This window comes from Arthrobacter sp. B2060, from assembly GCF_059090445.1.
This window is the reverse complement of record NZ_JBNHFR010000011.1, coordinates 119,476-143,172: the sequence shown is the minus strand read 5'-3', so window position 1 is coordinate 143,172 and position 23,697 is coordinate 119,476. Positions and strand designations below refer to the sequence as shown.

General features: G+C 63.4%; 22 protein-coding genes and 1 pseudogene. 5 read left to right on the top strand and 18 right to left on the bottom strand.

Annotated features, from left to right (window positions below):
* Positions 1-718 precede the first annotated feature (718 nt).
* Entirely contained in the window at positions 719-1,906 is a 1,188-nt protein-coding gene (locus AC5RUM_RS17835; protein ID WP_494036207.1) for a metallophosphoesterase family protein, read from the top strand.
* A gap of 352 nt (positions 1,907-2,258) precedes the next feature.
* Here the strand turns inward: AC5RUM_RS17835 and AC5RUM_RS17830 are convergent, their stop codons facing one another.
* The 6 genes and pseudogenes from AC5RUM_RS17830 to AC5RUM_RS17805 form a co-directional block, all read right to left on the bottom strand.
* Positions 2,259-2,903, bottom strand: coding sequence for a TetR/AcrR family transcriptional regulator (locus AC5RUM_RS17830; RefSeq protein ID WP_494036206.1), 645 nt, complete (start codon positions 2,901-2,903; stop codon positions 2,259-2,261).
* Positions 2,896-3,714: a tyrosine-protein phosphatase gene (locus AC5RUM_RS17825; RefSeq protein ID WP_494036205.1), complete on the bottom strand. Its 819-nt coding sequence runs from the start codon at positions 3,712-3,714 to the stop codon at positions 2,896-2,898. The genes AC5RUM_RS17830 and AC5RUM_RS17825 overlap by 8 nt, the downstream gene beginning before the upstream one ends.
* Before the next feature lie 7 nt (positions 3,715-3,721).
* Positions 3,722-4,624 carry a phosphonate ABC transporter, permease protein PhnE gene (phnE, locus tag AC5RUM_RS17820; RefSeq protein WP_494036204.1) on the bottom strand — a complete coding sequence of 301 codons (903 nt, stop codon included), beginning with the start codon at positions 4,622-4,624 and terminating at the stop codon, positions 3,722-3,724.
* On the bottom strand, positions 4,593-5,423 hold the full coding sequence (phnC, locus tag AC5RUM_RS17815; RefSeq protein ID WP_494036203.1) for a phosphonate ABC transporter ATP-binding protein: 831 nt from the start codon (positions 5,421-5,423) through the stop codon (positions 4,593-4,595). The genes phnE and phnC overlap by 32 nt, the downstream gene beginning before the upstream one ends.
* Positions 5,420-6,307 (bottom strand): phosphate/phosphite/phosphonate ABC transporter substrate-binding protein, encoded by an 888-nt coding sequence (gene phnD, locus AC5RUM_RS17810; RefSeq protein ID WP_494036202.1) that lies wholly within the window; start codon positions 6,305-6,307, stop codon positions 5,420-5,422. Before phnD ends, phnC begins: the two co-directional genes overlap by 4 nt.
* 317 nt (positions 6,308-6,624) lie before the next feature.
* A pseudogene (locus tag AC5RUM_RS17805) lies at positions 6,625-6,843 on the bottom strand (helicase associated domain-containing protein); the annotation flags it as partial.
* Between the two features lie 960 nt (positions 6,844-7,803).
* On the opposite strand from AC5RUM_RS17805, the gene AC5RUM_RS17800 reads away from it, so the two are divergent.
* The 4 genes from AC5RUM_RS17800 to AC5RUM_RS17785 all read left to right on the top strand — a co-directional run bounded on the left by AC5RUM_RS17800 (position 7,804) and on the right by AC5RUM_RS17785 (position 11,752).
* A complete protein-coding gene (locus AC5RUM_RS17800; RefSeq protein ID WP_494036201.1) occupies positions 7,804-8,553 on the top strand; it encodes an IclR family transcriptional regulator in 750 nt (249 codons plus the stop codon).
* A gap of 116 nt (positions 8,554-8,669) precedes the next feature.
* A complete protein-coding gene (locus AC5RUM_RS17795; protein ID WP_494036200.1) occupies positions 8,670-9,860 on the top strand; it encodes a 4-hydroxybenzoate 3-monooxygenase in 1,191 nt (396 codons plus the stop codon).
* A gap of 88 nt (positions 9,861-9,948) precedes the next feature.
* Positions 9,949-10,953: an aldo/keto reductase gene (locus AC5RUM_RS17790; RefSeq protein ID WP_494036199.1), complete on the top strand. Its 1,005-nt coding sequence runs from the start codon at positions 9,949-9,951 to the stop codon at positions 10,951-10,953.
* A gap of 4 nt (positions 10,954-10,957) precedes the next feature.
* The gene (locus tag AC5RUM_RS17785; RefSeq protein WP_494036198.1) at positions 10,958-11,752 is read left to right on the top strand and encodes an NAD(P)-dependent oxidoreductase; all 795 of its coding nucleotides are present in this window, start codon (positions 10,958-10,960) and stop codon (positions 11,750-11,752) included.
* Positions 11,753-12,263: 511 nt separating this feature from the next.
* Here the strand turns inward: AC5RUM_RS17785 and AC5RUM_RS17780 are convergent.
* The 12 genes from AC5RUM_RS17780 to AC5RUM_RS17725 all read right to left on the bottom strand — a co-directional run bounded on the left by AC5RUM_RS17780 (position 12,264) and on the right by AC5RUM_RS17725 (position 23,655).
* Positions 12,264-13,214 (bottom strand): Gfo/Idh/MocA family oxidoreductase, encoded by a 951-nt coding sequence (locus tag AC5RUM_RS17780; RefSeq protein WP_494036197.1) that lies wholly within the window; start codon positions 13,212-13,214, stop codon positions 12,264-12,266.
* A complete protein-coding gene (locus AC5RUM_RS17775) occupies positions 13,211-14,059 on the bottom strand; it encodes a class III extradiol dioxygenase subunit beta (RefSeq protein WP_494036196.1) in 849 nt (282 codons plus the stop codon). The genes AC5RUM_RS17780 and AC5RUM_RS17775 overlap by 4 nt, the downstream gene beginning before the upstream one ends.
* Entirely contained in the window at positions 14,059-14,460 is a 402-nt protein-coding gene (ligA, locus tag AC5RUM_RS17770; RefSeq protein WP_494036195.1) for a protocatechuate 4,5-dioxygenase subunit alpha, read from the bottom strand. The genes AC5RUM_RS17775 and ligA overlap by 1 nt, the downstream gene beginning before the upstream one ends.
* A complete protein-coding gene (locus tag AC5RUM_RS17765) occupies positions 14,460-15,353 on the bottom strand; it encodes an amidohydrolase family protein (RefSeq protein ID WP_494036194.1) in 894 nt (297 codons plus the stop codon). The genes ligA and AC5RUM_RS17765 overlap by 1 nt, the downstream gene beginning before the upstream one ends.
* Entirely contained in the window at positions 15,350-16,369 is a 1,020-nt protein-coding gene (locus tag AC5RUM_RS17760; RefSeq protein WP_494036193.1) for an amidohydrolase family protein, read from the bottom strand. Before AC5RUM_RS17760 ends, AC5RUM_RS17765 begins: the two co-directional genes overlap by 4 nt.
* The gene (locus tag AC5RUM_RS17755) at positions 16,366-17,475 is read right to left on the bottom strand and encodes a 4-oxalomesaconate tautomerase (RefSeq protein ID WP_494036192.1); all 1,110 of its coding nucleotides are present in this window, start codon (positions 17,473-17,475) and stop codon (positions 16,366-16,368) included. The genes AC5RUM_RS17760 and AC5RUM_RS17755 overlap by 4 nt, the downstream gene beginning before the upstream one ends.
* Positions 17,472-18,152, bottom strand: coding sequence for a 4-carboxy-4-hydroxy-2-oxoadipate aldolase/oxaloacetate decarboxylase (locus AC5RUM_RS17750; RefSeq protein ID WP_494036191.1), 681 nt, complete (start codon positions 18,150-18,152; stop codon positions 17,472-17,474). The genes AC5RUM_RS17755 and AC5RUM_RS17750 overlap by 4 nt, the downstream gene beginning before the upstream one ends.
* A 365-nt stretch (positions 18,153-18,517) precedes the next feature.
* On the bottom strand, positions 18,518-19,918 hold the full coding sequence (locus AC5RUM_RS17745; protein WP_494036190.1) for an MFS transporter: 1,401 nt from the start codon (positions 19,916-19,918) through the stop codon (positions 18,518-18,520).
* A gap of 10 nt (positions 19,919-19,928) precedes the next feature.
* On the bottom strand, positions 19,929-20,258 hold the full coding sequence (locus AC5RUM_RS17740) for a Dabb family protein (RefSeq protein ID WP_494036243.1): 330 nt from the start codon (positions 20,256-20,258) through the stop codon (positions 19,929-19,931).
* Position 20,259: 1 nt separating this feature from the next.
* Positions 20,260-21,948, bottom strand: coding sequence for a 4-oxocyclohexanecarboxylate 2-dehydrogenase (gene chcC1 / locus AC5RUM_RS17735; RefSeq protein WP_494036189.1), 1,689 nt, complete (start codon positions 21,946-21,948; stop codon positions 20,260-20,262).
* A gap of 53 nt (positions 21,949-22,001) precedes the next feature.
* Positions 22,002-22,763 carry an SDR family NAD(P)-dependent oxidoreductase gene (locus AC5RUM_RS17730; RefSeq protein ID WP_494036188.1) on the bottom strand — a complete coding sequence of 254 codons (762 nt, stop codon included), beginning with the start codon at positions 22,761-22,763 and terminating at the stop codon, positions 22,002-22,004.
* Positions 22,764-22,863: 100 nt separating this feature from the next.
* Positions 22,864-23,655: an IclR family transcriptional regulator gene (locus AC5RUM_RS17725; protein WP_494036187.1), complete on the bottom strand. Its 792-nt coding sequence runs from the start codon at positions 23,653-23,655 to the stop codon at positions 22,864-22,866.
* Between the last annotated feature and the right edge of the window lie 42 nt (positions 23,656-23,697).

The window sequence follows — 23,697 nt, the reverse complement described above, 5'->3', positions numbered from 1 at the left end:
AGGGGCAGATATTACGGCCCCCGGAACGGAACTGCACCGGGGCTTCTAGCCGAATGGGCCGAGTGCCTGAGCGGCTGGTCGGGCATCACCCTCTGTGCGGCACGGCAGCGGGAGTCTCACGAAGTCTAGTTCTAGGGGAGCGTCCGCCTCGTCCACGTACGTGCACCTTATTCGTCGTCAGTCCTGTCTCATCAAGTCTGTCTCAAGCCGCCGCCTTCATCAGGCTTTCTGGTGCGGTTTGACCAGGCGGATGCCTCGTCGTGCTGAGGGCATACGTATCGTTCCCGGCGGCGTGGGGACGAAGAAGGCCCACCGGTTGGGGGACCGGCGGGCCTTCAGCTCGCCACGATACAGCGGCGCACTTAAAGCATCGACTTGACGAAGGGGCACTGCCGGTCGGGTCGGCGGATAGAGTCGCCGCCTTAGTGCGCAATGCCGAGGCATTTGGGCTTCAGGGATGCCCGGGCCCGGCGCAATTATGCTCTGGCGCTAGACCAGCTGCCTGGCGTAAACGGCGATCCCTGCCCTGCTGCACGCCCAACGCGTGACACGCCGACACATGCCTCAAGACCAGGCTCTGACTTGCGGCCTGCACCTGCAACATCCGGAGGAGTTTTCCGTTCACCGCATGTTCCTTAGCCCGATGCTTTCTTCTCCTACTGTCTGAGCGGAATTGACGGCCCTGAGTTGCGGCCGGAACTGTGAAGAGAGGCAAATTATGAAGTCCACCCCCATCAAGCAATCCACAGTCAGCAGGCGGACGGCGCTGGCCGCTGCCGGAGCGTTGGGGGCACTCGGCATAACGGTGTCAGCCGCGGCGGCGAGCAAGGCCGAGCCGGGTGCGAAGGCGCCCAAGCCGACATTGGCGTTTCGCGCGGACGGAACGTTCAAGATCGTGCAGTTCAACGACACACAAGACGATGAGCAGACTGACCGCCGCACGATCGAACTCATGGACCGGACCCTTGATGCGGAGAAGCCCGATTTCGTGGTGATCAACGGCGACGTCATCAACGGAGGCTGCGACTCCGAACTTGAGGTTAAACAGGCGCTCAACCATGTCGTCCGCCCTATGGAGACCCGGCAGATCCCTTGGGCCGTGACCTTCGGCAACCACGACGAAGATTCTGTACAGCGGACGGGCATGACCGAGGCGAAGATGCTCCGGTTCCTGCAGAGCTACCGGTACAACATGAACGCCGACTCCATCGAGGGCCTGACCGGCACGTCCAACTCGCAGTTGCTGATCCAGTCCGCCCGGACCCAGGCCCCGGCCTTCGGCCTGTGGCTGATCGATACAGGACGGTACGCCCCGGACAGCATCAACGGCCAGGACTTCGCGGGCTACCCCGATTGGGACTGGGTCCGCATGGACCAGGTGACCTGGTACCGGAACCAGTCCATCGCCACCGAACAGAAGTACGGGACAAAAATCCCTTCCCTCATGTGGGGCCATATCGCCCTGCATGAGCACCGCAACATGTGGTTCGCCAGCCTCGACTCCAGGACGGACGCAGATCATGCGCGGGCTCTCGCCAAGCACAGCATCATCGGTGAGCGGAACGAGGACGAGTGCCCGGGGCCTTTCAACTCCGGTCTGTTCAACGCCTTCCTGGAGCGCGGGGACGTGCTCGGCTACTTTGTCGGCCACGACCACGTCAACACCTATGTGGGCAACTATTACGGCGTTGAGCTCGGATATGCGCCGGGCACCGGATTCGGCGCCTACGGACTGCCCGGCGCGGGCCGGAACCGGCTGCGCGGGGCACGGGTTTTTGAGCTCGACGAAAGCCACCCGCGGGTCTACAAAAACACCCGGCTTGTCTTCGCTAAGGATTTTGGCATCGACCTGACCGCCAATGACCAACCCATATCGCCCCTACCGCTGGGCCCTGCCCAGCAGTAGCAAGATCCCTGGCAGGGATTTGAAGGCCTGACAGTGGAAAGGCGGCCGCCGGGGTTGTGCGCTGCCGCTGTGCGGCCACGGGCGAACGCCCGGGGCCGCACAGCCCTTGGTCATCGCTGATTAGACACTTGTTCAGATATTGTTTCCCGACTGGCGGCCAGGACGGAAACCCTTGTCCCTAGCGTTTGGGAGGTGAAAACTCGCAAACCTCTCGTGTCCCGTCCCTTCGCAGCAGGGCTGCTGGCCACCGTCCTGCTTAAACTTCGGCGCCCTGGGGGAAGGTTAAGCGGAGGGAACGGGCTGAATGAAGATGAAAAATCGGCGAAGATTTCCCCACGTCATCGGCCGCGGATCAGGGCGGGGTGGCATCGCCGGCTGCGGCGTTGTCCCGTGAGACGACGGCGGGACGCGCTCCATCGAAGACCAGCTTCACGGCAGCGCGGACCCTGTCCCTCGCCTGCTTTGGATCCGAGGGCGCCCGCACCACGAACTGGTAGTAGTAGAGGCCGTTGATGAGGTCGATCATGGCCTCCACGTCGACGGACGGGTCGATCTCCCCGGTTTCGATGCCGCGCCGGATTTCGTCGGCGACCGGTTCCCGGCGGCGGGATACGTGCCGGTCCCAGGAGAGCGCACGCAGCTCTTCGTTTTCCAAGCCCATTGCCACGCGCTTTTTTACGAGGGTCCCCACCCGCCCCTCGACGGCAAGGGACGCCTGTTCGTAGCTGTTGAGGATCGTTTCGAGGGTCGTGGCCCCGGGCACCAGCTCGACGTCGGACCGCACGCTGTCCAAGGCGGCGGCGAGCAGCTCTTCCCGGCTGGCCCAGCGCCGGTACACGGCGGCGCGGCTGACGCCGGAGCGCTCGGTGATGGCGGCGAGGGTTACCTCCTTCGTGTCCCGCTCCAGGAGCAGGTCCGCAGTGGCTGAGAGGACAGATGCCTCAAGTGAGGTGTCGCGGGGCCTGCCCGGTCGGCGGTCAGCAAGGGTGTCAGTCATGGGTTTCCACCAGTCGGTAGCGGAGCTGCTCGACGACGGCATCGCTGAGTCCTGCCCTGCGCACGGGTTCAGCGACACTGCCGTGCCGCTCCACCAGGATCTGCTGCATGGCATCCATCGAGGCCGCGTGGGCGCCCATCATGGCGCCCTGATCGTGGCCGGCGGCCAGTTGCGTTTCCGGAATGAGTTGCCCGAGGATCGCCCGGAGCCGCGGGTATAGCCGTGGCAGGTGGGTGGCGGTCGCGGCGTAGTCTGCGGAGATGGTTTCCGTTGAGGCTCCCATCAGGGAAAGCACGATAGCGGCGAAGACTCCTGTACGGTCCTTGCCTGCCGCGCAGTGAAAGACGGTGGCACCCTCGCCCATCGCCACGAGTGTGACGCCCAGGGCCAGCTGGTGCGCCTGGGACTCCACGAGGCCCGCGTACCATTCCCCAACGAGGGCAGGGGTCGCCGAGGCGGACATGAGCTCCCGGCTGATGTCCGGGGGCATGGACACCGAGGCGGTCAGGGCAAGGTGGTGGTAGTTGACGCCGGGCAGTGTCAGCGGTCCGCGGCCCGTGAGGAGTGCCTCCTCCGGTGAGCGGAGATCGATGACACTGCGGACTCCGTCGTCGATCATCTGCTGGGCGAAGGCGGCGGGCATCACGGAGACGTCGTCGCTGCGCAGCAGTACACCCGTGCGGGTGACGCCGCCGTCGACGGGGAGTCCGCCGAGATCGCGGAGGTTGACCGGCGCGAGATCCAGCTGGGGAGCGCTCAGTTCGAGAGCGCCTAACTCGGAGTCACAGGGGGAGTAGGTAGTTTCGTGCACAGGGTTCCTAACTGAGCTTGGCGCGGATAAAGGCGCTGAGGCGGTCGATGATGCTGACCAGGACGATGATGCTGATGATGATGGCGCAGAGGTGGCCGTAGTCGTACATACGCATGGCCGTGGTGAGCTCCAGGCCGATGCCGCCGGCCCCCACGAGACCCAGAATGGTGGCACCCCGCACGTTGCCCTCGAACAGGAGCAAGGTGTAGCTGACGAGCAGGGGAGCGGCCTGCGGGAGCACCGCGTAAGTGATGATTTGCCGCTTGCCCGCACCCACGGCGGTGAGTGCCTCCACCGGGCCGGGCTGCACGGATTCCATGGCCTCGGCATAGACCTTGCCGATGGAGCCCACCGACCCGAGGACGATGGCGAGGATGCCGGCGAACGGCCCGAGGCCCACGGCGGAGACGAACATGAGGGCGTAAATGAGCTCCGGAATGGAGCGCAACACGTTGAGAACCGCCCGGCAGCCCGTGTAGACCCAGCGCGGGGCGATGTTGCTGGCCGCGCCGAAGCTCAGCAGCAGCGAGGCAACTGCCCCGAGTACGGTGCCCACCACGGCCATCTGCAGGGTTTCGATCAGGAGCTTGGCGATGATGCCAAACTTGTCGAACGTAGGCGGGAAAAGCCGGGACAGGAAATCGCCCATATTGGGAAGCCCGCTGACCAGTTTGTCGGGGCTGAGGCCGGCCCCGGCCCCTGCCCAGACGAGAACGACGGCGATGATCACCCAGAGCGCCGCGCCCTTCGGCGTGGGGAGGCTGAACGGCCGGGACAGTCGGAGCCGGTCCGCTTCGGTGAGCGTTGTGCCGGCTGCCGCGGCGGGCAGATCGGTGCCGTATTTCTGCGATGCTTCCCGGGCCTCGGTTGCCTGCGTTTCAGTTTTCGAGGAGCTCAGTGTCGGTGCCATAGATCTGGTGCACCTCCTTTTCGGTGATGAGTGCGGCTGGACCGGCGAAGACGACCTCACCGGAGTGCAGGCCGAGAACGCGGTCGGCGTAGCGGCGGGCGAGGCCGACAACGTGCAGGCTGATAATGACCGGGATGTGTTCCTCGCGGGCGATGTTGCGCAGCAGGCCAAGGATGTTCCCGGCCAGACGCGGGTCCAGGGACGCTACCGGTTCGTCGGCGAGGATGAGGCGCGGACGCTGCATGAGGGCACGGGCAATGGCGACGCGCTGCTGCTCGCCGCCGCTGAGGCTCCGGCACTGCTGCTTGGCCTTATGCGCCAGGCCCACGCGGTCCAGGAGGTCCAGTGCCTGCGCCCGCTGGGCGGAGCTGAACGTGCCCAGGATGTTGATGGCCCCGGCGTTGTGGAGGCCGCCGGTGAGCACGTTGGTCAGGGCGCTGAGCCGAGGGACGAGGTTGAAGTGCTGGAAGACGTGTCCGACGTCGGAACGCAGTTCCCGCAGTCCGGCCGGCGGCTGCTTCGCGACGTCCCGCCCGGCGACGTCGAGCGCGTCGGCCGTGAAGGGGGTAATGCCGGTGAGCGCTTTCATCAGCGTGGACTTCCCGGAGCCGGAGTGCCCCAGGAGGGCCACCACCTCACCGGGAAAGACGGTCAGGTCGACGTTGTTAAGGGCAATCTGCTCGCCATATTGGACGCGGAGGCGACGGCCGACGACGGTCGGAGGTGCCGCCGTCGGGCTTTCTTGTGTCAGGCCGGCAGCGGGGGTGACGGTGGGACGAGTGATCGCGGGGCTGCTCACCGGAGGTCCTCGAGGTCCACGCCAACGGATTCGGCAACCTTGACAAGCGGTTCGTACGTGCTGAACTCGGGGTCGGCGGTGGGCTCGCCGGTGAGGCCAAGGGTCTTGGCGACTTTCTCGTTGCCGGCCATGAGAGAGGGGAGCTTGTCCTTGAGGGCTGTTCGGGCCTGGTCGTCGAGGTCTTTGCGGACCACGATGGAAATGCCCACCGGGATGGGGTCGGACTTGGCGATGACCTTCACGTTCTCCTCGGTAAAGACCTTCTTCTCGAGGAAGGTGGGGTAGAGCTGGCGGGCGGTGCAGGCGACGTCCACGCCGCCGTTGACCATGGCCATGACGGCGGAGTCGTGGGAGCCGGCGAAGGTGCTCTTGTAGTCGGTGCCGTCGGTCAGGCCGGTCTTGGCCAGGAGTGCCTTGGGCATGAAGTAGCCGGTGGTGGAGCCGGGGTCCACGAAGGCGACCTGGCGGCCCTTGACGTCGGCCGGGTTGTTGATGCCGCTGTCGGTCCGGGTGAGGCAGAAGCTGGCAGGTTCCGTGCTGGCGCCCCAGACCAGGAGCGGATCCACGCTGTCGGTCTTATAGGCGAGGGCGGCGGAGAACTGACTGAGGACGGCGACGTCCACGGAGCCGTTGCGGACTGCTTCAACGACGCCGAGGTAGTCGGCAGGCTGGAGGTTTTTGACCGTGCGGCCGGAGGCCTCGTCCACCATGGTGGCGAGGTCGGCCATGATCTGCTGTTCTGCGGGATCGTCGGTGCCGGGGGGAGTGGCGAAGGTGAGTTCCGTGGAGGGGGCGGCGCTGGAGGCGCTGGCTCCGCCGGAACATCCGGTGAGGGCGAGCATTCCGGCAAGTGAAGCGGCGATGATGCCTGCACGAGCGTGCATGGTGGGCCTTCCGTCAGGTGGTGGGGTGACGGAATTACGAAACCACCGGTACCTGAATCCGAATTACGAGACTGCCATACCTCGAATGTCCGGAAGGTTAATAGTTGGTCGGGGGCGGGAAGCACGTGTTGCATCCGAAGCGTCAGGCCGGCAGCTCGGACTTTTCTGTCCCCTGAGCACGCCGGAGGCAACCGGATCCAGCAGGTGGCCAGCGGAGCTTGGGTCCCGAGTTTCCCACCGCGCTTCCTGCCGGCACGCCACCCCGGCAGGGCGGCGTCCAATGCTGTGGCCTTTTCGGTGCTGAGTCTGCCGCGGCCCAGTTTGAACCTCTGCGCGTTCAGCCACTCGCCCAACTCGCGCTCCACGTCGGTCTCCGCCCTTTTCCGGCGCGGCCAATCGTGACCTGCTGCCCGGTACGCGATGAGAGTGTTCAGCCAGTCCTGCCAGAGGGCTTCCCTTTCGATATGGCCGGGCCGGCGGCGCCAGTCCGGCAGCACTGCCAGACCCTCACGAACCGCGGGGTCAAGGATTCCCATGTTGGCGTCGCGGCGCCGACGCCGCAGCCATGCCGCCAGCTTCCGTTCGCATGCAGCATCTGCCGTGGGTGACGGATAGCGTCCTGTTGCCTGGACCATCGCAATCACCTGGTCCATGCGCTTCAAGCCGGGCCGTGGGACCTGGGTGGTTGACTTGCCGGCGGCTGCGGCATGGGCCGCTTTCAGTGCCGGGTCCGCGGCCTTTGCGGCGGCGAGGTGGGAGCTCACCGCCGAGAGTGGTGCACCGGTACGTTCAGCGATCTGCTTTCGGGACAGGCCGCACGGTACAAAAGAACCCAGTCAGGACGGGGCGCCGCGTCAGCCCGGCCCCTAACCACGGAGCCATCCTGACACTGCGATCATTCAAGCATCCTCAATCCTGACCAAAGCGTTTCAGGCTGCTGACGGCTCCGGATCAGGCAGGTCAGGGGCAGCCGACACGGGGGAATGCAGCACATCCAGCATCTCCAAATCCAACAGCTCCCGGGTACCGGTTCAGGCATCAAGGATCCAGAAGAGCTCCAAGGTCGGAACGACAGCCAGCACCCGCCCGCGGTGCAGGACCCGCCCATCACGCCGAGCCTCAATCTGGTCTCCGAGCGCCAACTCCGAACAGGCCCGCACCTGTGCTCTAGGCCCTGCCCTCACCTTCGGCTACATCGCAGGCCGTGATCTGGCCGCGGTGGGCACATAAGGACAACGGAACCTCCGCGCAATACTCAGGTGCAGGAGTAAGCTGACCATCCGCGTGGGACCACGCCAAGCAGCGTCAGACATCGCCAATGCGGGCGGCGCTCCCACCTCAGCACTGCCCGTGGGCGGACATACCTACGACTAACTTCCTCTGGCGGAACAGTAGGCTCTCCCCAATGAGGGGCGCCTCGTTGCACCTAGACACGGGTTCGTAACCAGCAATCCGCTAGAGTAGGCCGGAAATCCATTGATCGGAAGTGAGATTACATGGCCAACTCGGAGTCCGGGGATTCGGTGGTCGATCGGGTAGCGCGGCTTATTTCGTCGTTTCCCGAGGGGCCCGGCAGCCTTCAGCTCTCAGACCTTGCGCACCGGGCCGGCCTGCCGCTTACAACGGCCCACCGGCTTGTGCATCAGCTGGCCGCGAACGGGCTGCTCGAGACTGGACCGGGCGGAACGGTGCGGCTGGGGCTGCGCTTGTGGGAGCTGGTGAACCGCAACTCGCCCACGTTGGCCCTCCGGCAAGCGGCCATGCCCTTCATGGAGGACATCCAGCAGGTCCTCAACCAGAACGTTAACCTTGCAGTGCTGGATGGTTGGGAGGCCCTGTTTGTGGAGCGGCTTTCCCGGCGCGGCTCTGTGACGAACAGGGCCAAGGTGGCCGGCAGGATGCCGGTCCATGTCACCTCAGCCGGGCTCGCGCTGATGGCTTATCAGGACAAGGCGCTACAAAGTGAGTACCTGGACCAGTTCGAGGACCCGGCAGGGAAAGTGACGCAGGATGCCGTGCGCGCCCTCCTCAGCGAAACTGCCCTTCAGGGGTTCGCGCAACTTGCGGGAGTGGTGGATCCGGACACCTGGGGCATAGCCGTTCCCGTGCTTGACGGCAGGCAGCGCGCCCTAGCTGCCCTCGGCGTCGTTGTTCCCCTGCAGGAGATGCGCCTGCAGGCGCTGGTTCCTGCACTCCAGACGGCCGCCCGCGGCATCGCGCGAGGGCTGGGTGACCCTAACGCGTAGAAGCACCATTCCGTTCAGCGGAATCAAGGTTCCGCCCATCAGGCACCTGACTGCACACTGGTTCCAGACGCACCCAACCGGCCGACCATGGCCCCGCAACGAAGCGAGAACCAAGCATGGCAACACGAAAGATCATCACGACACAGGTGGCCATCATGGGCGCCGGCCCTGCCGGGCTCATGCTTTCTCACCTTCTGGCCAAAGCCGGCATCGACTCCACCGTCATCGAGGTCCGCAGCCACAAGGAAATCTCTGAAACGGTCCGCGCCGGCATCCTGGAGCACGGGACCGTCAACATGCTCGTGGACAGCGGGGTGTCAGACAGGGTGCTGCGCGACGGCGACCGGCACGACGGAATCGAACTACGGTTCAACGGGGAGAGCCACCGCATTGACTTCAAAGAGCTCGTGGGGGAGTCTGTCTGGCTTTACCCGCAGACGGACGTGTTCGTGGACCTCGCCGCGCGCAGGAAGGCCGACGGCGGCGATGTCCGCTACAGCGTCACAGACACCACCGTCCACGATCTCCAAGGTAAACCAAAAGTCTGGTTCACCGACTCCGACGGTGTGGATCATGAGATCCAGGCGGACTTCCTGGTGGGCGCGGACGGCTCCCGCAGCCACTGCCGCTTCCAGATCCCTGAGGCCCACCGCAAGTGGTACTTCCACGAATACCCGTTCGCCTGGTTCGGCATCCTGGCTGAAGCCCCCCGCAGCGCCGACGAGCTGATCTACGCCAACTCCGAAAACGGGTTCGCCCTGATCAGCCAGCGCACAGAGACGGTCCAGCGTATGTACTTCCAGTGCGACCCCAAGGAGAACGTGGCCGAGTGGGACGATGACCGGATCTGGGGTGAGTTCCGGAGCCGGGTCAACGGCAACGGCTTTGAGCTGAAGGAAGGCCCGGTCATCGAGAAGATGGTGCTGCCGTTCCGCAGCTTCGTCCACACCCCGATGCGCCACGGCAACCTCTTCCTCGCCGGGGATGCGGCGCACACGGTTCCCCCCACCGGCGCCAAAGGCCTGAACCTGGCGATCAACGACGTCAAAGTCCTCTTCGAAGGGCTGGACACCCACTACAATTCCGGCTCCGACCATCTCCTCGAGACCTACAGCGACCGCGCCCTGGACCGGGTATGGAAAGCGCAGCAGTTCTCTTACTGGATGACCACCATGCTGCACGCCCCCGCCGACGCCGACGACTTCTCCCGCGCCCGCCAACTGGGGGAACTGAACTCCGTAGTCTCCTCCGGGCACGGCATGGCGTACCTCGCCGAGGCCTACACCGGCTGGCCCGGCATGCGCTAGGTGCGGCGCCAATACCTAGCCTGTAACCGTTCCCGCTGGTAAAGCGCCTTTTGCTTTCATCTGAATCGACACGAACCGGAAGTGATCTGTGCAATACATCAAGCTCCGCGACCTCACCGTTTCCGCAATCGGACTCGGCTGCATGGGAATGTCCCATATTTACACCGGCCACAATCAACCCGAGAAAGACTCGATCCGCACTATCCATCGTGCCGTGGAACTGGGCGTGACCCATTTTGACAGCGCGGAGCTTTACGGGCCCTTCAAGAATGAACTGCTTCTTGGGAAGGCCTTGAAGGGTCGCCGCGACCAAGTTGTGGTTACCTCCAAGTTCGGTCTGATCTCACACGTGGGGAATCCGGGGCCTTCGGACAGCTCGGCAGCAAACATTCGGGCCGCGGTAGAAGGCTCCCTCACCCGCCTCGACACCGATTACATCGACCTTTATTACCAGCACCGCGTCGACAAGATGGTGCCGATCGAAGACGTCATGGGAACGCTCAGCGAACTTATCACCGAGGGCAAGATCCGCCACATCGGCCTCTCCGAGGCCGGCCCGGACACCATACGGCGGGCAAACGCGGTCCATCCGGTCACTGCGCTGCAGTCGGAGTACTCGCTGTGGACACGCGATGGCGAGGACGGAACCCTGGAGCTGTTGAAGGAGCTGGGGATCGGTTTTGTGCCCTATTCACCGCTCGGTCGGGGCCTTCTCAGCGGAAAGATCCGGTCCCTGGACCATCTTGATGACGACGACTGGCGCTTGGGCAACCCACGCTTCATGGATGATGCGCTGGAAAAGAACCTCGTTGTGCTGAAGGAGGTCGAAGCTGTTGCTGAGGAAGCCGGTGCCACCCTTTCCCAAGTCGCCTTGGCCTGGCTACTCAGCAAGGGTGAGGACTGGTCGCCGATTCCTGGCACCATCCGTGTTGCCCACCTTGAAGAAGACCTCCTCGCAGTTGATGTGAAGCTCACCCCAGAACAAATCCTGGATCTGGATAACGTTACGCAGCCTGTGGGTGATCACCATACTGCCCTGCAGATGAAGCTTTTCGACCGGGAGAACACGCTCAAAGATCAGTCAAGGAGTTAGCCCCGTGACTGCACACCCCAGAGTTGCCTTCATTGGCCACAACGAAGCCGGGTCCCGGATTGTCGACGGACTCACAAAGGCCGGGGCGACCGTCGTAGGTTTTGATCCCGCTACGAAAACGACGTCCACGACACCTCTCGCCGGGAGTCTTGAGGAAGCCGTGACAGGGGCGGACGTGGTCCTCTCCCTGGCATCGTCCGCTGCGCCGTCAAGGATTGCAGAGCAGGTTGCTCCCCTGCTCAAAGAGGGTGCCCTCTATGCAGATTTGAACACCGGCACGCCTTCAATGAAAAGGAAGCTCGCGACACTCTTCCCGGATGGTTCGTTTGTGGATGTGGCCGTTGTGCAGCAGGATCCCGGCGCGGCCGAAGGGGTCGTGATGGATGTTGCCGGAACCGGTGCCAGGAGGCTGATAGAACTGCTCGAGCCGTTCGGGCTGACCCTTGAATATGTTTCCGAGGTGCCGAGCGAAGCAACTGCTCGCAAACTCATCCGCAGCCTGCTGGCCAAGGGTATGGCAGGAGTCATCATCGACTGCCTCTGGGCAGCAGAAAGCCTGGGCCTGCAGAACTGGGCGTACCAGGAGATCCTTGACGAGTTCGATTCCATTACAGCCGAGACGGCCAATCGGCAACTGTCTGGTACCGCCCAGCACGTGAAGCGTCGGCAAATTGAGATGATGGATGTCGTTGCGATGCTCGCTGAATCCGGCTACGAGAGCACCATGATCGCGGCCATTGAATTCAACTACGGGCGTATCCTGCACGGACAGAAAATTCCGTTCAGTAAGCGCCCCTAGGTGGTCTCGGGAGTCAGGTGAGGCGGGGCTGGAGGACCGCACGCGCTTGGTCCGCCACATGTCCGCATCGCACCGAAGTCCGGACAGAACGACGTCTGCTCAGCCTGCGTGTGAACTGGCGATGCGCCCGGCCGGCCCGGCGAACCCGGCGGCAGGCGGCCGCAGTGAGCGAGGCCAGATCCGAGGACACACTCCTTCATTCACCACGCCATCGACGATCTTTCCAGGTAAATCTGCTTAGAGATCCTGCCCGATAAACGAAGGCGACCGCGGCGGCGTTCATGCACGATGTCAGCACCGCTTTCGCTGCCCACGGAGTGAAGCTGAAGCTTCCGTACCTGCCGGTCCTGAAGACTTAGGAACGGGCCTGCGCCAAGCCCTACAGACTCGAGGCCGAACGCCAAGCCTGTCACCAGGACTTCATCGACCACTACAATCAGCGCAGGCCCCATCCCCACTCAAAGGCGCCTCACTTGTCCACCGCGTTACCAACCGGGTTAGACATCTACATCTAGTACTCGAGTTGCTGCTGCAGTGCGTCAAGCACCACGTAGCAGGGAAGAACCTGGGCCACGCTTGAGTTGGGCTCGCGCTGTTCATTAATGGCGGCCACGAACTCGCGGTCCTGCAATTCGATGCCGTTCATCGATACCGCTACGTTCGAGACGTCGATGGCGTTTTCGTTGCCGACGACTAAGTCGTCATACCGTGCGATATAGGTGTTCGTGTCGCCGATGTAGCGGAAGAACGTCCCGATCGGGCCGTCATTGTTGAAGGAAAGCGACAACGTGCAAATCTTGCCGTTCTCGCTTTGCAGCTGAATGGACATGTCCATGGCAATGCCCAGCTCCGGATGCTTGGGTCCTTGGATTGCGTTGGCTTTTACAATCTTTTCGCCGGTTTGGTATTGGAACAGGTCGACAGTGTGTGCGGCGTGGTGCCAGAGCAGGTGATCGGTCCAGGAGCGGGCCTGGCCGAGGGCGTTGGTGTTCGTGCGGCGGAAGAAGTAGGTCTGCACGTCCATCTGTTGGATGGAGAATTCGCCGGTGGTGATCCTGTTGTGCACGTACTGGTGTGAAGGGTTGAAACGCCGGGTGTGGCCTGCCATGGCGATGAGGCCTGTTTCCTGCTGGGCGTCCACAATCTCCTGGACTCCTGCCAGCGAGTCTGCCATGGGGATTTCCACCATGACGTTCTTGCCGGCGCGCAGGGCCTCCAAGGTCTGGGCGTGGTGCATCTGGGTTGGAGTAGCGAGGATGACGCCGTCCAGGTCATCCTGGGCCAGCAGCTCGGAGTAGCTGGTGAAGGCGCCTTCCGCCCCGTACTTTTCGGCTACCTCCTTGGCCTTTTCCAGCGTGCTGTGCGCGACGTACTGGATTTTGGCGTCGGGGATTTGGGTGATGGCGTCGAGGTGCTTGTGGCCGAAGGCGCCCAGGCCTACGACGGCGAGTTTGACGGTCATGCGTCTTCCTTCGGAGTAAGGATCAGGTGTCCAACAGATGTGTTGGAAGCCGGTACGTGGTTGAAGCGGTAGACCTCGTCGACTTTGTCGCCGAGGGCGCCGCGCATGATGAGCCACATGATGAGTTCAACGCCTTCGGACCCGGCTTCCCTCATGTATTCGAGGTGGGGCTTGTACTGGAGGACTTCGGGCTCGTTGATCAGGTCGTCCATGAACTTCTGGTCCCAGGGCAGATTAATGAGACCTGCGCGGGCGCCTTGGATCTGGTGGCTCATGCCGCCGGTGCCCCAGATCTGAACATTGAGGTCTTCGTCGAACTCTGCCACCGCCCTTCTGATGGCTTGTCCGATGGAGAGGCAACGTTCGCCGGAGGGCTGGGGGTACATCACGACATTCACTGCCAGAGGAATAACCTTGGCTGGCCATTTGTCCGGGGTGCCGAACATGAGCGACATGGGCACCGTCAACCCGTGGTCCACTTCGAGGACGTTCAACACAGTCAGGTCGAAGTCATCAAGGATGAGGGAGGCGGCGAGGTGGGTTGCCAGCTCCGGGGCGCCTTCCACCGGGGGGACCGGCCGGGGCCCGTAGCCTTCATCGCAGATCTCGAATGTTTCGGCCACGCCGACGGCGAACGTGGGCATGATTTCCATGCCGAAGTAGGAGGCATGGTCGTTGTAGACGATGATCGCCACGTCCGGGTTGTTGCTTTTCATCCAGTTCTTTGAGAACTCATAGCCCTCGAACATGGGCTTCCAGTAGTCCTCCTGGGTGCGGCCCATGTCGATGGCTGCGCCTACTGCGGGCACGTGGCTGGTCGCGATCCCAGCGGTGATTTTTGCCATTACGCTTCGCCTCGTTCTTTCTTTGAGCGCCAGCCTTCGATGTTGCGGCCGCCGGCCAGCATCATTGCCTGGTACTGCTCGACGTTCATGTCGGTCATGGTGCTCACTGCCTGGACGTATGAAAGTCCTTCTGCCGCGAAAATTTTGGACAGGAAGTAGACGTTGCCGCCGTTGTCGAGCATTTTCTGGAAGTCACGGGTGAGGACCGCCTGCTTTTGGTCCTCCGTCATCTCCCACTCGTCCAGGTAGGAGCGCTCGTCCGCGAGGAACCGCTTGCGGTTCTCCTCCTGGCGAAGGCTCATGCAAAATTCGTTGAAATGGAATCCCTCGCGGGCTTTTTCAATGGTGAAGATGGTCGTGCCGGGAAGGTCCTTGAACTGCTCAAAATCGGGCTTCATCATCAGCTCCAATAAATGTTGTTGGGGTTGGTTACGAGCAACTTTTCCTGCAGGGCCGGGGTCGTTGCTATCGACGGGACGTAGTCGACGAGGATTCCGTCGTCGGGCATCTCTTGTTTCATGTTCGGGTGCGGCCAATCGGTCCCCCACAAGACCCGGTCAGGAAACTCCTCCACGACCGTTCGGGCAAACGGCACCACGTCGGCATAGGCGGGTGCTCCGCTGTCCGTGATGCGGTCCGGGCAACTGACCTTGGAAATGACGTTGAGATTTTCCTGCATGAACTGCAGGAACTGAGCGAACTCCGGGCCTTCCACGGGTTTGGTGACATCGGGCCGGCCCATGTGGTCAATGACGATAGGGATGTTCAGGGATGTGAAAAAGTCCCACTTTTCCATCAAATCCGTCGGTTCGAAGTAGAGCACGACGTGCCATCCCAGGGGACGGATTTTCTCGATGATTTCGCGGTAGCACTCGTCCGGCTTGGGATCGACCAGGCGCTTGACGTAGTTGAACCGGACCCCGCGTACACCCAGCTCATGCATCCAGGCCAGTTCCCCGGGCGTTATGCCGGGCTTGACGGTGACCACGCCGCGGGCTTTGTCGTTCGAGCGCTCCAGGACATCCAGAAGAGCCGAATTGTCGGAGCCGTGGCAGGTGGCTTGGACAACGACGTTCTTTTCGAAGCCGAGGAAGTCCCGCAACGCGAACAGCTGGTCCCTGCTGGCATCACACGGAGTGTATTTGCGTTCGGGGGCGAAGGGGAAAATGCTGCCGGGTCCAAAAACGTGGCAGTGCGCGTCGACGGCTCCGGCCGGAACCCGGAACTTCGGCTTGCTCGGGTTTGGCTTCCAGTCAAGCCAGTCAGCATCCTTCACGAATGAGAGTGTGTTCACCAGACCAGGGCCTCCAGCCTTTGTTTGAGGCGGGGAAAGACTGCCTTTGCGTTGGTAGCGAAGATTTGTTCGCGCTCCTGGTCAGAGATGTCAGCGGCGTCGATGTAGCGCTTCGTCTCGTCGAAGTACCGGCCGGTGTGGGGATCGATGCCGCGCACGGCGCCGATCATTTCCGAACCAAACAGGATGTTTTTGTTATCGATGACGTCAAGCAGCAAGTCGATGCCCGGCTGGTGGTAAACGCAGGTGTCGAAGAAGACGTTGTCCATAAGATGCATATCGAGGGCAGGCTGCTTGAGCATGTCCGCGAGGCCGCGGTACCGGCCCCAGTGGTAGGGAACAGCACCGCCGCCGTGCGGGATGATGAACCGTAGTGTCGGGAAGTCTCCGAACAGGTCCCCCTGAAGCAGCTGCATGAAAGCGGTGGTATCGGCGTTCATGTAGTGCGCGCCGGTGGCATGGAAGTTGGGGTTGCACGACGCCGAGACGTGAATCATGGCGGGAACGTCGAGCTCCACCATCTTCTCGTAGAGGGGGTACCAGTACTTGTCCGTCAGGGGCAGCGAGTCCCACCTCCCGCCGCTGGGGTCTGGATTGAGGTTGCAACCTATGAAACCGAGGTCATTGACGCAACGTTCGAGTTCCCTTATCGACTCGGTGAGGTCTGCGCCAGGGGATTGGGGCAGCTGGCAGACACCCACGAAGACCTCAGGGAAGAGATCTACGACGCGCTTGATCAGGTTGTTGCAGGCTGTAGTCCATTCGAGGCTGATTCGCTGATCACCTTCGTGGTGGCCCATGGCCGATGCCCGTGGGGAGAAGATGGTGAGGTCGATGCCACGGTCGTTGATGAGGCGTAGCTGGTTCGACGCTATGGAGTCAATGATTGTCTGGTCGGAGATGGCCGGGTAGGCGGGGCTGGGCTGGCCGGCCTTGAAGGCTGCCAGCTGATCAATCCGCCACTGGTTATGAAGCTGTGGAGCGGTTGTGTAGTGGCCGTGGCAATCGATGATCATGCGATCTCCCAGGATGATTGAGGAACGAAAATGGTGCCCGACATCAGCATTCGGGCGGTGCGAAGCAAGGCGGATTTGGTGACGACGGGCTGGCCTGAGGAGTTGTCCACTTTCATCTGCACGGTGAAGAAGCCAGTTGGATGCTCGACCCCCACCTCCACGCCGGCGCCACTCGGCCGCATAGCGCCAGGGCCGCCAATTTGGGCAGCGACGCTGCCCTCCAGCGTGCAGGCGGTAGCAACCGAGACGGCACCGAGGACACCGATGGATTCGTGGACCCGGTGAGGAATGAAGGTGCGGGTGCTGATGAAACCGCCTCCCTTGGCCGGGGCCAGCAGGCTCATTTTGGGAACCGTCTTGCTGGTGACGTCGCCGAGGTTCATCATGGGTCCCACCTGGCGGCGAATCTCTTCCACCCGGGCCCTAAGTTCAGAATTGGCTTCGAGTTGGGCTGGCGTCTCGTATCCCGTGAGGCCAAAATCTGTGGCTTTGAGGCAGACAACGGGCATGCCGTTGTCGATGCAGGTCAGCTCGACACCGTTAACCAGGTCGGTCACATTGCCGGTGGGCAACAGCGAACCACAGCTGGAACCCGCCACATTGTCAAAATTGATGGTGATGGGGGCGTGGGTTCCAGGGACACCGTCGATGCGGGCGGAACCGTCGTAGTTCACCACTCCCTTCGGGGTCTCCACGAAGGCGGTGGCCTTGGAGTCGGTGTTCACCATGTGGATGGCCACGGGTGTGACGCCGTCGGCAGCAGGGACAAGTCCCTTTTCCAGGGCGAACGGACCTACGCCTGCCAGGATGTTGCCGCAATTTTGCTGGTCGCTGACCTCGGCGCGGTCCGGCGAGACCTGCAGAAACAGATAGTCTACGTCGATCCCTGGGCGGCTGGACCGGTTTATGACAGCCACTTTGGAGGTGAGCGGGTGCCCACCGCCCATACCGTCGATTTCGCGTTCATCCGGCGAACCCATTGCCGCCAGCAGGAAGGTGTCCCGTGCAGCGCGGCCAGGGGGCAGATCCTCTGCCAGGAAATAGAGCCCCTTCGAGGTGCCCCCACGCATCACCGTGCAGGGCACAGCCACTTGAGTATTGGTCATTTCGCGTAGTCCTCGTAGACCAGACCCTTGGCGGCAAGTTTGTCGCGCATGTTGTAAATGTCCAGGCCCAGTTCACCCGATTTCAGACGTGCGCGTTTGGCGGTCTCGTTCGCTTCACGCTCACGGCCCTTGGCGAGGGTGGTGGCGGCGTCCTCTCGTTGAACAACGCAGACACCGTCAATGTCCGCCACTATCACGTCGCCTGGGCGGACGAGCTGGTTGGCGATCACGATGGGGATCTGGACGTTGCCGAGAGTCTCCTTCACGGTTCCCTGCGCCCCGATGACCTTGGACCAGACCGGGAAGCTCATTTCGGTCAGGGTGTCTACATCGCGGACGCCGGCATCAATCACGAGGCCTCGTACACCGTGCGCAAGGAGGCTTTCGGCGAGCAGGTCGCCCAAGTATCCGTCGTCGCAGGGACTTGTGGGAGTCACGACCAGAATGTCACCGGGGCGGGCCTGCTCGACAGCAACGTGTATTGACCAGTTGTCACCGGGAGCAACCTCACAGGTGAGCGCGTTCCCCGCAATTCTGGCCGGGAAGATGGGACGAAGGCGGATATCCAGCAGGCCGGTCCGGCCCTGGGACTCATGAACTGTGGCAACGCCCAGCTCTGCAAGAGCGTCAACAACGTCGAGGGGGGTACGTGGGGTACCGCGAACTACTAGTGGCATGATTCTCCTTTGAATACCGCGCCTGCGTCGTATTCCAGGGAACCTGACGGCAAACCGGTCTTCCCAGGAGTACTCAGTTCAACGGAAGAGCAGTTTCCGGGGAGCGTTTGTCCGCCGGCAAGGTGAGGCCCGTCACTTGTGTAGTGCAGGCCGATCCATGGCAACGCCGTCAGTTCGCCGTTGTCGGCCTGTTGAGTCGGGGGCCAAGACGTCTCCACTGGCGCCTCCCTCGGCTGGGGCCAGGGCTGCGGGCCGGCGGGCGTTCCCGATATCTGAACTGGCCAGTGGCTGGTGTACCTGGTCCGACGGACGGTGTGTCGCGGCATGTGCATTCCTTTCTCGTCGTGGATCTCTGGATCGGGGCCTTAGGGAAGCCGGACGACCGGTTGCTGGGTCCGTTTCTGCTCGTCGAGCGTCTCCCGACGCCGGGCGGTGCCCGCCAGGTAGGGTGCACCAAGGTCCTGAATCGGCGTCCTGGACGTTTCCCGGGAGAAGAACGCGGACGCTGCAGCAACCAGCATGCAGACAGTGCCGAAGACGGCCACCGGAACCCAGCCTGTGACTCCCGGCGCCAGCAGCATGCCGGCGATCATCGGCGCGAAGCCCGCGAGGACCAGCCCCAGCTGATTGCCCATGGCCATTCCGGTGTAGCGGACGGGAGCGGCGAACTGCTCGGCGAAGAACGCGGGCCAGATGCCGTTGAAGCCCGAGTAGAGCACGGTCATGTTCAGGAAAGCCGCCAGGAAGACCAGCACGATGTTTCCGGTGGACAGCGCCAGGAAGTACAGGAAGATCGTGGCTGAGCACCCGAACGCGGCGGTGAGCAGCAGGGGCCTGCGGCCGATCCGGTCCGAAAGCTTCGCCGCCAACGGCATGGCGAACATGGACAGGCCGATGGCGACGGCGTTCACGGTGAGGATGGACGCACGGTCGAAGCCTGCAGTGGAGGTGGCGTATGCGAGCCCGAAGACCGTGAAAATGGTCTGCATCACGGACATGATGGACATGCCCGCGACGCGCAGCACGTCCGCGGCCTGGAAACGGAGTACGTCCTTGATGGGCATCGGGGCGACCTGGTGGCTCTCCTGGGCCTCCTCGAAGACCGGTGTTTCGTCCAGGTGTGTCCGGACCCAGTAGGCGATGGCCAGGACCACGATGGAAAGCCAGAACGGGATGCGCCAGCCCCAGCTCAGCATCGCTTCCTGGGGCAGGGCGGTGACCGGGATGAACACGAGGGTGGCCAGCACCATGCCGGAGGCATAGCCCGTCATCACGAAGCTGGTGAAGAAGCCCCGTTTGCCCTCGGGCGAATGCTCGAGCGTGAGGGTGGAGGCGCCCGCGGACTCAGCGCCCGCGGAGAATCCCTGGGCCAGCCGGCCGGTCACCAGAAGGATGGGCGCCCAGACGCCGAGCTGCTCGTAGGTGGGGAGGAAGCCGATGCCGAGCGAGGCAAGGCCCATGATGCCCAGGGTCAGCAGCAGGATCTTCTTCCGTCCCAATTTGTCGCCGAAATGGCCCATGACCAGGCCGCCGACTGGTCTGGCCACGTAGGCGACGCCGAAGGTGGCGAAGGCGCCAATGAGCCCAATGGCAGGGTCCGCGGACGGGAAGAACAGGTGGGGGAACACCAAGGCGGCGGCGGTTCCGTAGATGAAGAAGTCGTAGTACTCCAGCGTGCTGCCGAGGAAAGATGCGAGGGCGGCCTTGCCGGGCGTTTTCCGGGGAGCCGGCTGCATTGCGGGCCGGGGTGTGGATGCAGACTGCATGGGAATCTCCTTAAGACTGCGCTGTCTCAGTGGTTGCAGCAGAGGCGTCCCCGAGGTGGAAGTCCACCGAGAGGATCTGCTCGCTGTTGGGGAACGAATACGCCTTCAGCGGCTCGTGGAGCGGGTGCGTGTTGTATACCGCGATGTCCTCGACCGTTTCGAAGTCGGCCACAATGGCGTAGTCGAAGGAGCGCTCGGTGCTGAGGACGTCCGCGCCGTGGCTGAGGCTGAGCATGCCGGGGATTTTGCCGGTCATGTTGTTGAGGCCGGCAATCCAGGCCTGCTTGTCGGCGGGCGGAAAATCCGGTTTGAACTTGAAGAGCACGGTGTGGCGGATCATCTCAGACACCTGCCAGTTCCGCGGTTTGCCCAGCCTGTGCGGCAGTCTGTTCCGCGGCACGGTATTCCGGTGACTGGCCGGCTATGGTCCGTCCGGCGAGGTAGCCCATAGTCATGATCGGTCCCAGGGTTGCGCCGGCGCCGGGATAGCCTGCGGCGTAGGCGTTTTCAGTGGTGTTGCCGGCGGCGAACAGCCCTGGGATGGGGCGGTTGTCAACGTCGAGCACGCGGGCCAGCCCGTCGGTGGCCACGCCGCCGTTGGTGCCGAAGGCGCCGTTGACCACTTCCAGGGCGTAGAACGGTCCGGACTGGAGCGGGCCAAGCGCGGGGTTGGGCCACGGGTTGTCGTTGTCGCCCCAGTACTTGTCGTAGGCGCTCTCGCCGCGGCCGAAGTCGGGATCCTCGCCCTTGACGGCAAACTCGTTGAACCGGGCCACTGTCGCGGCGAGGTTGGCAGCCGGAACGTTGATCTTCGCGGCCAGTTCCTCAAGGGTGGCCGCCTCGACCAGATAGTCCGGGGTGGGCTGGCCGGCCCGGTGTGCCAGAATGCCGTAGCGCTCCAGGTAGCCGTGGTCAACAATGACGTACGCCGGGGTGTTGAGCGTCCGGTTCGCCCCGGAGTCCCATGACTGCAGGCTGCGGGCCAGATCGTTATAGTTCTGCGATTCGTTGGCGAAGCGAAGGCCATGGCGGTTCACCATCAGCGATCCGGGCCCTTGGCGTTCGAAGCGGAGCAGCGTGCCCACAGGCTGCCCGTCGCGCATGTCGCCCGTGATGGACATCGGCGCCCACCACGCTTCGCGGGTGCCGCGGGTCTGGCCCCCGATGCGCTGGGACATCCGCAGCCCGTCTCCAGTGTTCGAGGGCGGCGAGCACATTGTGTACAGCCGCGAGGCGAGCATCGAGTCGGCTAGAGCCTTGTCCCACTCGAAGCCTCCGGTGGCCAGCACGACGCCGTCGTTCGCCCGGAAGGCTTCGCCGGATTCCAGTTCCACGCCGGTCACCCGGCCGCCGTCGGTGAGCAGGCGGTGCCCCCGCGCTCCGGTGACGAGCGCGGCACCTTTGCGGACCAGGCTGGCCAGCAGCATGGAGACGAGGGCCTGGCCCTTGGCCACGAGACCCTCGTCCTGGCGGCTGGCCAGTTCGGCCCACGGGAACTTGGTGAAGGCGCCCCAGTTTTCGTATTCCTGCATGGTGAACGGCGCGCGGCCGTCGCTGCGGACGTGCGCCGTGAGACCTCCCAGGGCTTCCCTGCTGTTGAAGAGCTCGGGCTCCACCGTCCGGCCGCCCTTCACGGCGCCGGGCAGGTCCTGCCGGTAGTCGGGGAAGTTGTCGAGGAAGATGAAGCGAACGCCGCATTCTTCTTCCACGAAGCGGAGCATCTGGTCCCCGTAGCTCAATGCCGCATCCAAGAGCTCGTCGCGGCCGCGTCCGCGGGCGACGGCCCGCACATACTCGGCGGCTGCCTCCTTGGAATCGGCAATGCCGGCCTTACGTGCGTGATGGTTGTCTGCCACCCAGAGCATGCCGCCGGACACGGCGGAGGTCCCGCCCAGGAGCCCGCTCTTCTCGAGGACGACGACGGACTTACCGGCGCGGGCGGCGGTGGCCGCCGCGGTGAGCGCGCCCGCACCGGAACCAACGACGACGACGTCGTAAGTGTCCGCGGGGGTGCCGTTGACGAATTTCATAGGGTGTTGCCTTTCAGGAGGAAGATGGTCGCAGCTGCAGTTGGGGTGTGGCGTCAGACAGCCGTGTAGCCGCCGTCGATCACGAGTTCGGCCCCCGTGGTGAATCGCGATTCGTCGGATGCCAGATACAGCACGCCGTAGGCGATCTCGTCCGGCTGACCCTGGCGGGGCAACGGGTTGGAGCCGACCAGCTGCTTGTAATAGGCCTCGGCGCCGATCTCGGACTGCTCGGCCGAGCGGCGGCTCATCCTGGTGTTCATCGATCCGGGATGGATGGAGTTCACCCGGATGCCGTACCTCCCGTAGGCCGCCGCATCCGACTTGCTCAGGAGCCGGACGGCGCCTTTGGTGGCGTGGTAGAGCGGGACATTCCTGCCACCGGTGATGCCGTGGATGGAAGAGAAGTTGACGATGCTGCCGCTGCCTTTTTCGATCATGCCGGGGACCACGTGCTTGGTCATCAGCCAGACGCCCTTGACGTTGACGCTGAAGATCGTGTCAAAATCCGAGACGGATGCCGTGTGGGATGCGCCGGCGGGGCCGATGATTCCGGCGGCGTTGACCAGGATGTCCGGTGTGCCCAGTTCGTCGCGGACCCGGCGGATGGCATCGGCGACACTGGCCTCGCTGGTGACGTCGACGTCGTACTCGCTGATGTTTGCGTGTGCCGCGGCAGCCGGGATGCCGGCAACGTCCAGGCTGGCGACGACCGCGCCGTGTTCAGCCAGGAGTGCAGCGGTGGCGCTGCCCAGGTCGCCCCGGCCCCCGGTGACGATGGCAGTCTTTCCGGTCACCCGGTTGTGAGTGGAATTCATGTGGTGCTCCTCGTGCTCCTGCAGCCTCTGCGCTGCGTCCTAGCCAGAGTGGCAGGGGAGTTGTGAGCCGAACCACACGATTACCGATGAACGGAAAAACTTACTTTCCGTGACTCTGGCGGAGTGTTCCCTTCAACTCCCCCCGCCAGCCGAGTGCCCTTGATATGCCCCGTGCGGCGGCCATCAGGACGGGCACGCGGGCGGCAGCGTTCTCCTCGTTCCGGGGGACCACTACGCTCAGTGCCGCGCGGACGGTGTTGTCAGACCCGAAGACGGGGACGGCGATGCCGCTGGACTCGGGCACGATCACGCCCGGCATGGCTGCGAAGCCGCGCTGCCTGATCTCGGCTAGGTGGCGGCGAAGTACAGCGGGATCGGTCAGGGTGGTTTCGGTGAACTTCGGCAATGGCTTGGCCAGGATGGTGTCCTGATAGTCGGCAGGGGAGTGGGCCAGCAGCACCAGGCCCGAGGACGTTGCATGGATGGGCAGCCTGCCGGCGATCTTGGTGATGTCGACGATGGTTTTGTCCGAGCCCAGCCGCTCGATGTACAGGACCTCGTCGGAATCAAGGATGCCCAGCGTGGTGGAGTGCTGCACCACGGCCTGGACGTCCTCCATGAACGGCAGGGCGGCCTCCCGCAGCCCGAGCATCTTGGACCCGCGGGATACGAGTTCCCACATTCGGGTGCCGATGTGGATATCACCCCCGGGTTCGCGTTCGAGGAGCCGTTCGAGCAGCAGATCGTTCACCAGCCGGTACGTGGTGGTTACGGGCAGGCCGGTGCGGCGTCCCAGCTCGGCGACGCTCATGGAGGTGTGGCGGTCGTCGAACGCGCTCACGATTTTCACGAAGCGGCCGATGATCGACTCGCCGGATGGGGAATTGGCCACGATTCCTCCTCAGGATTCCCGCTCAATGGTAATCCTCCTCGC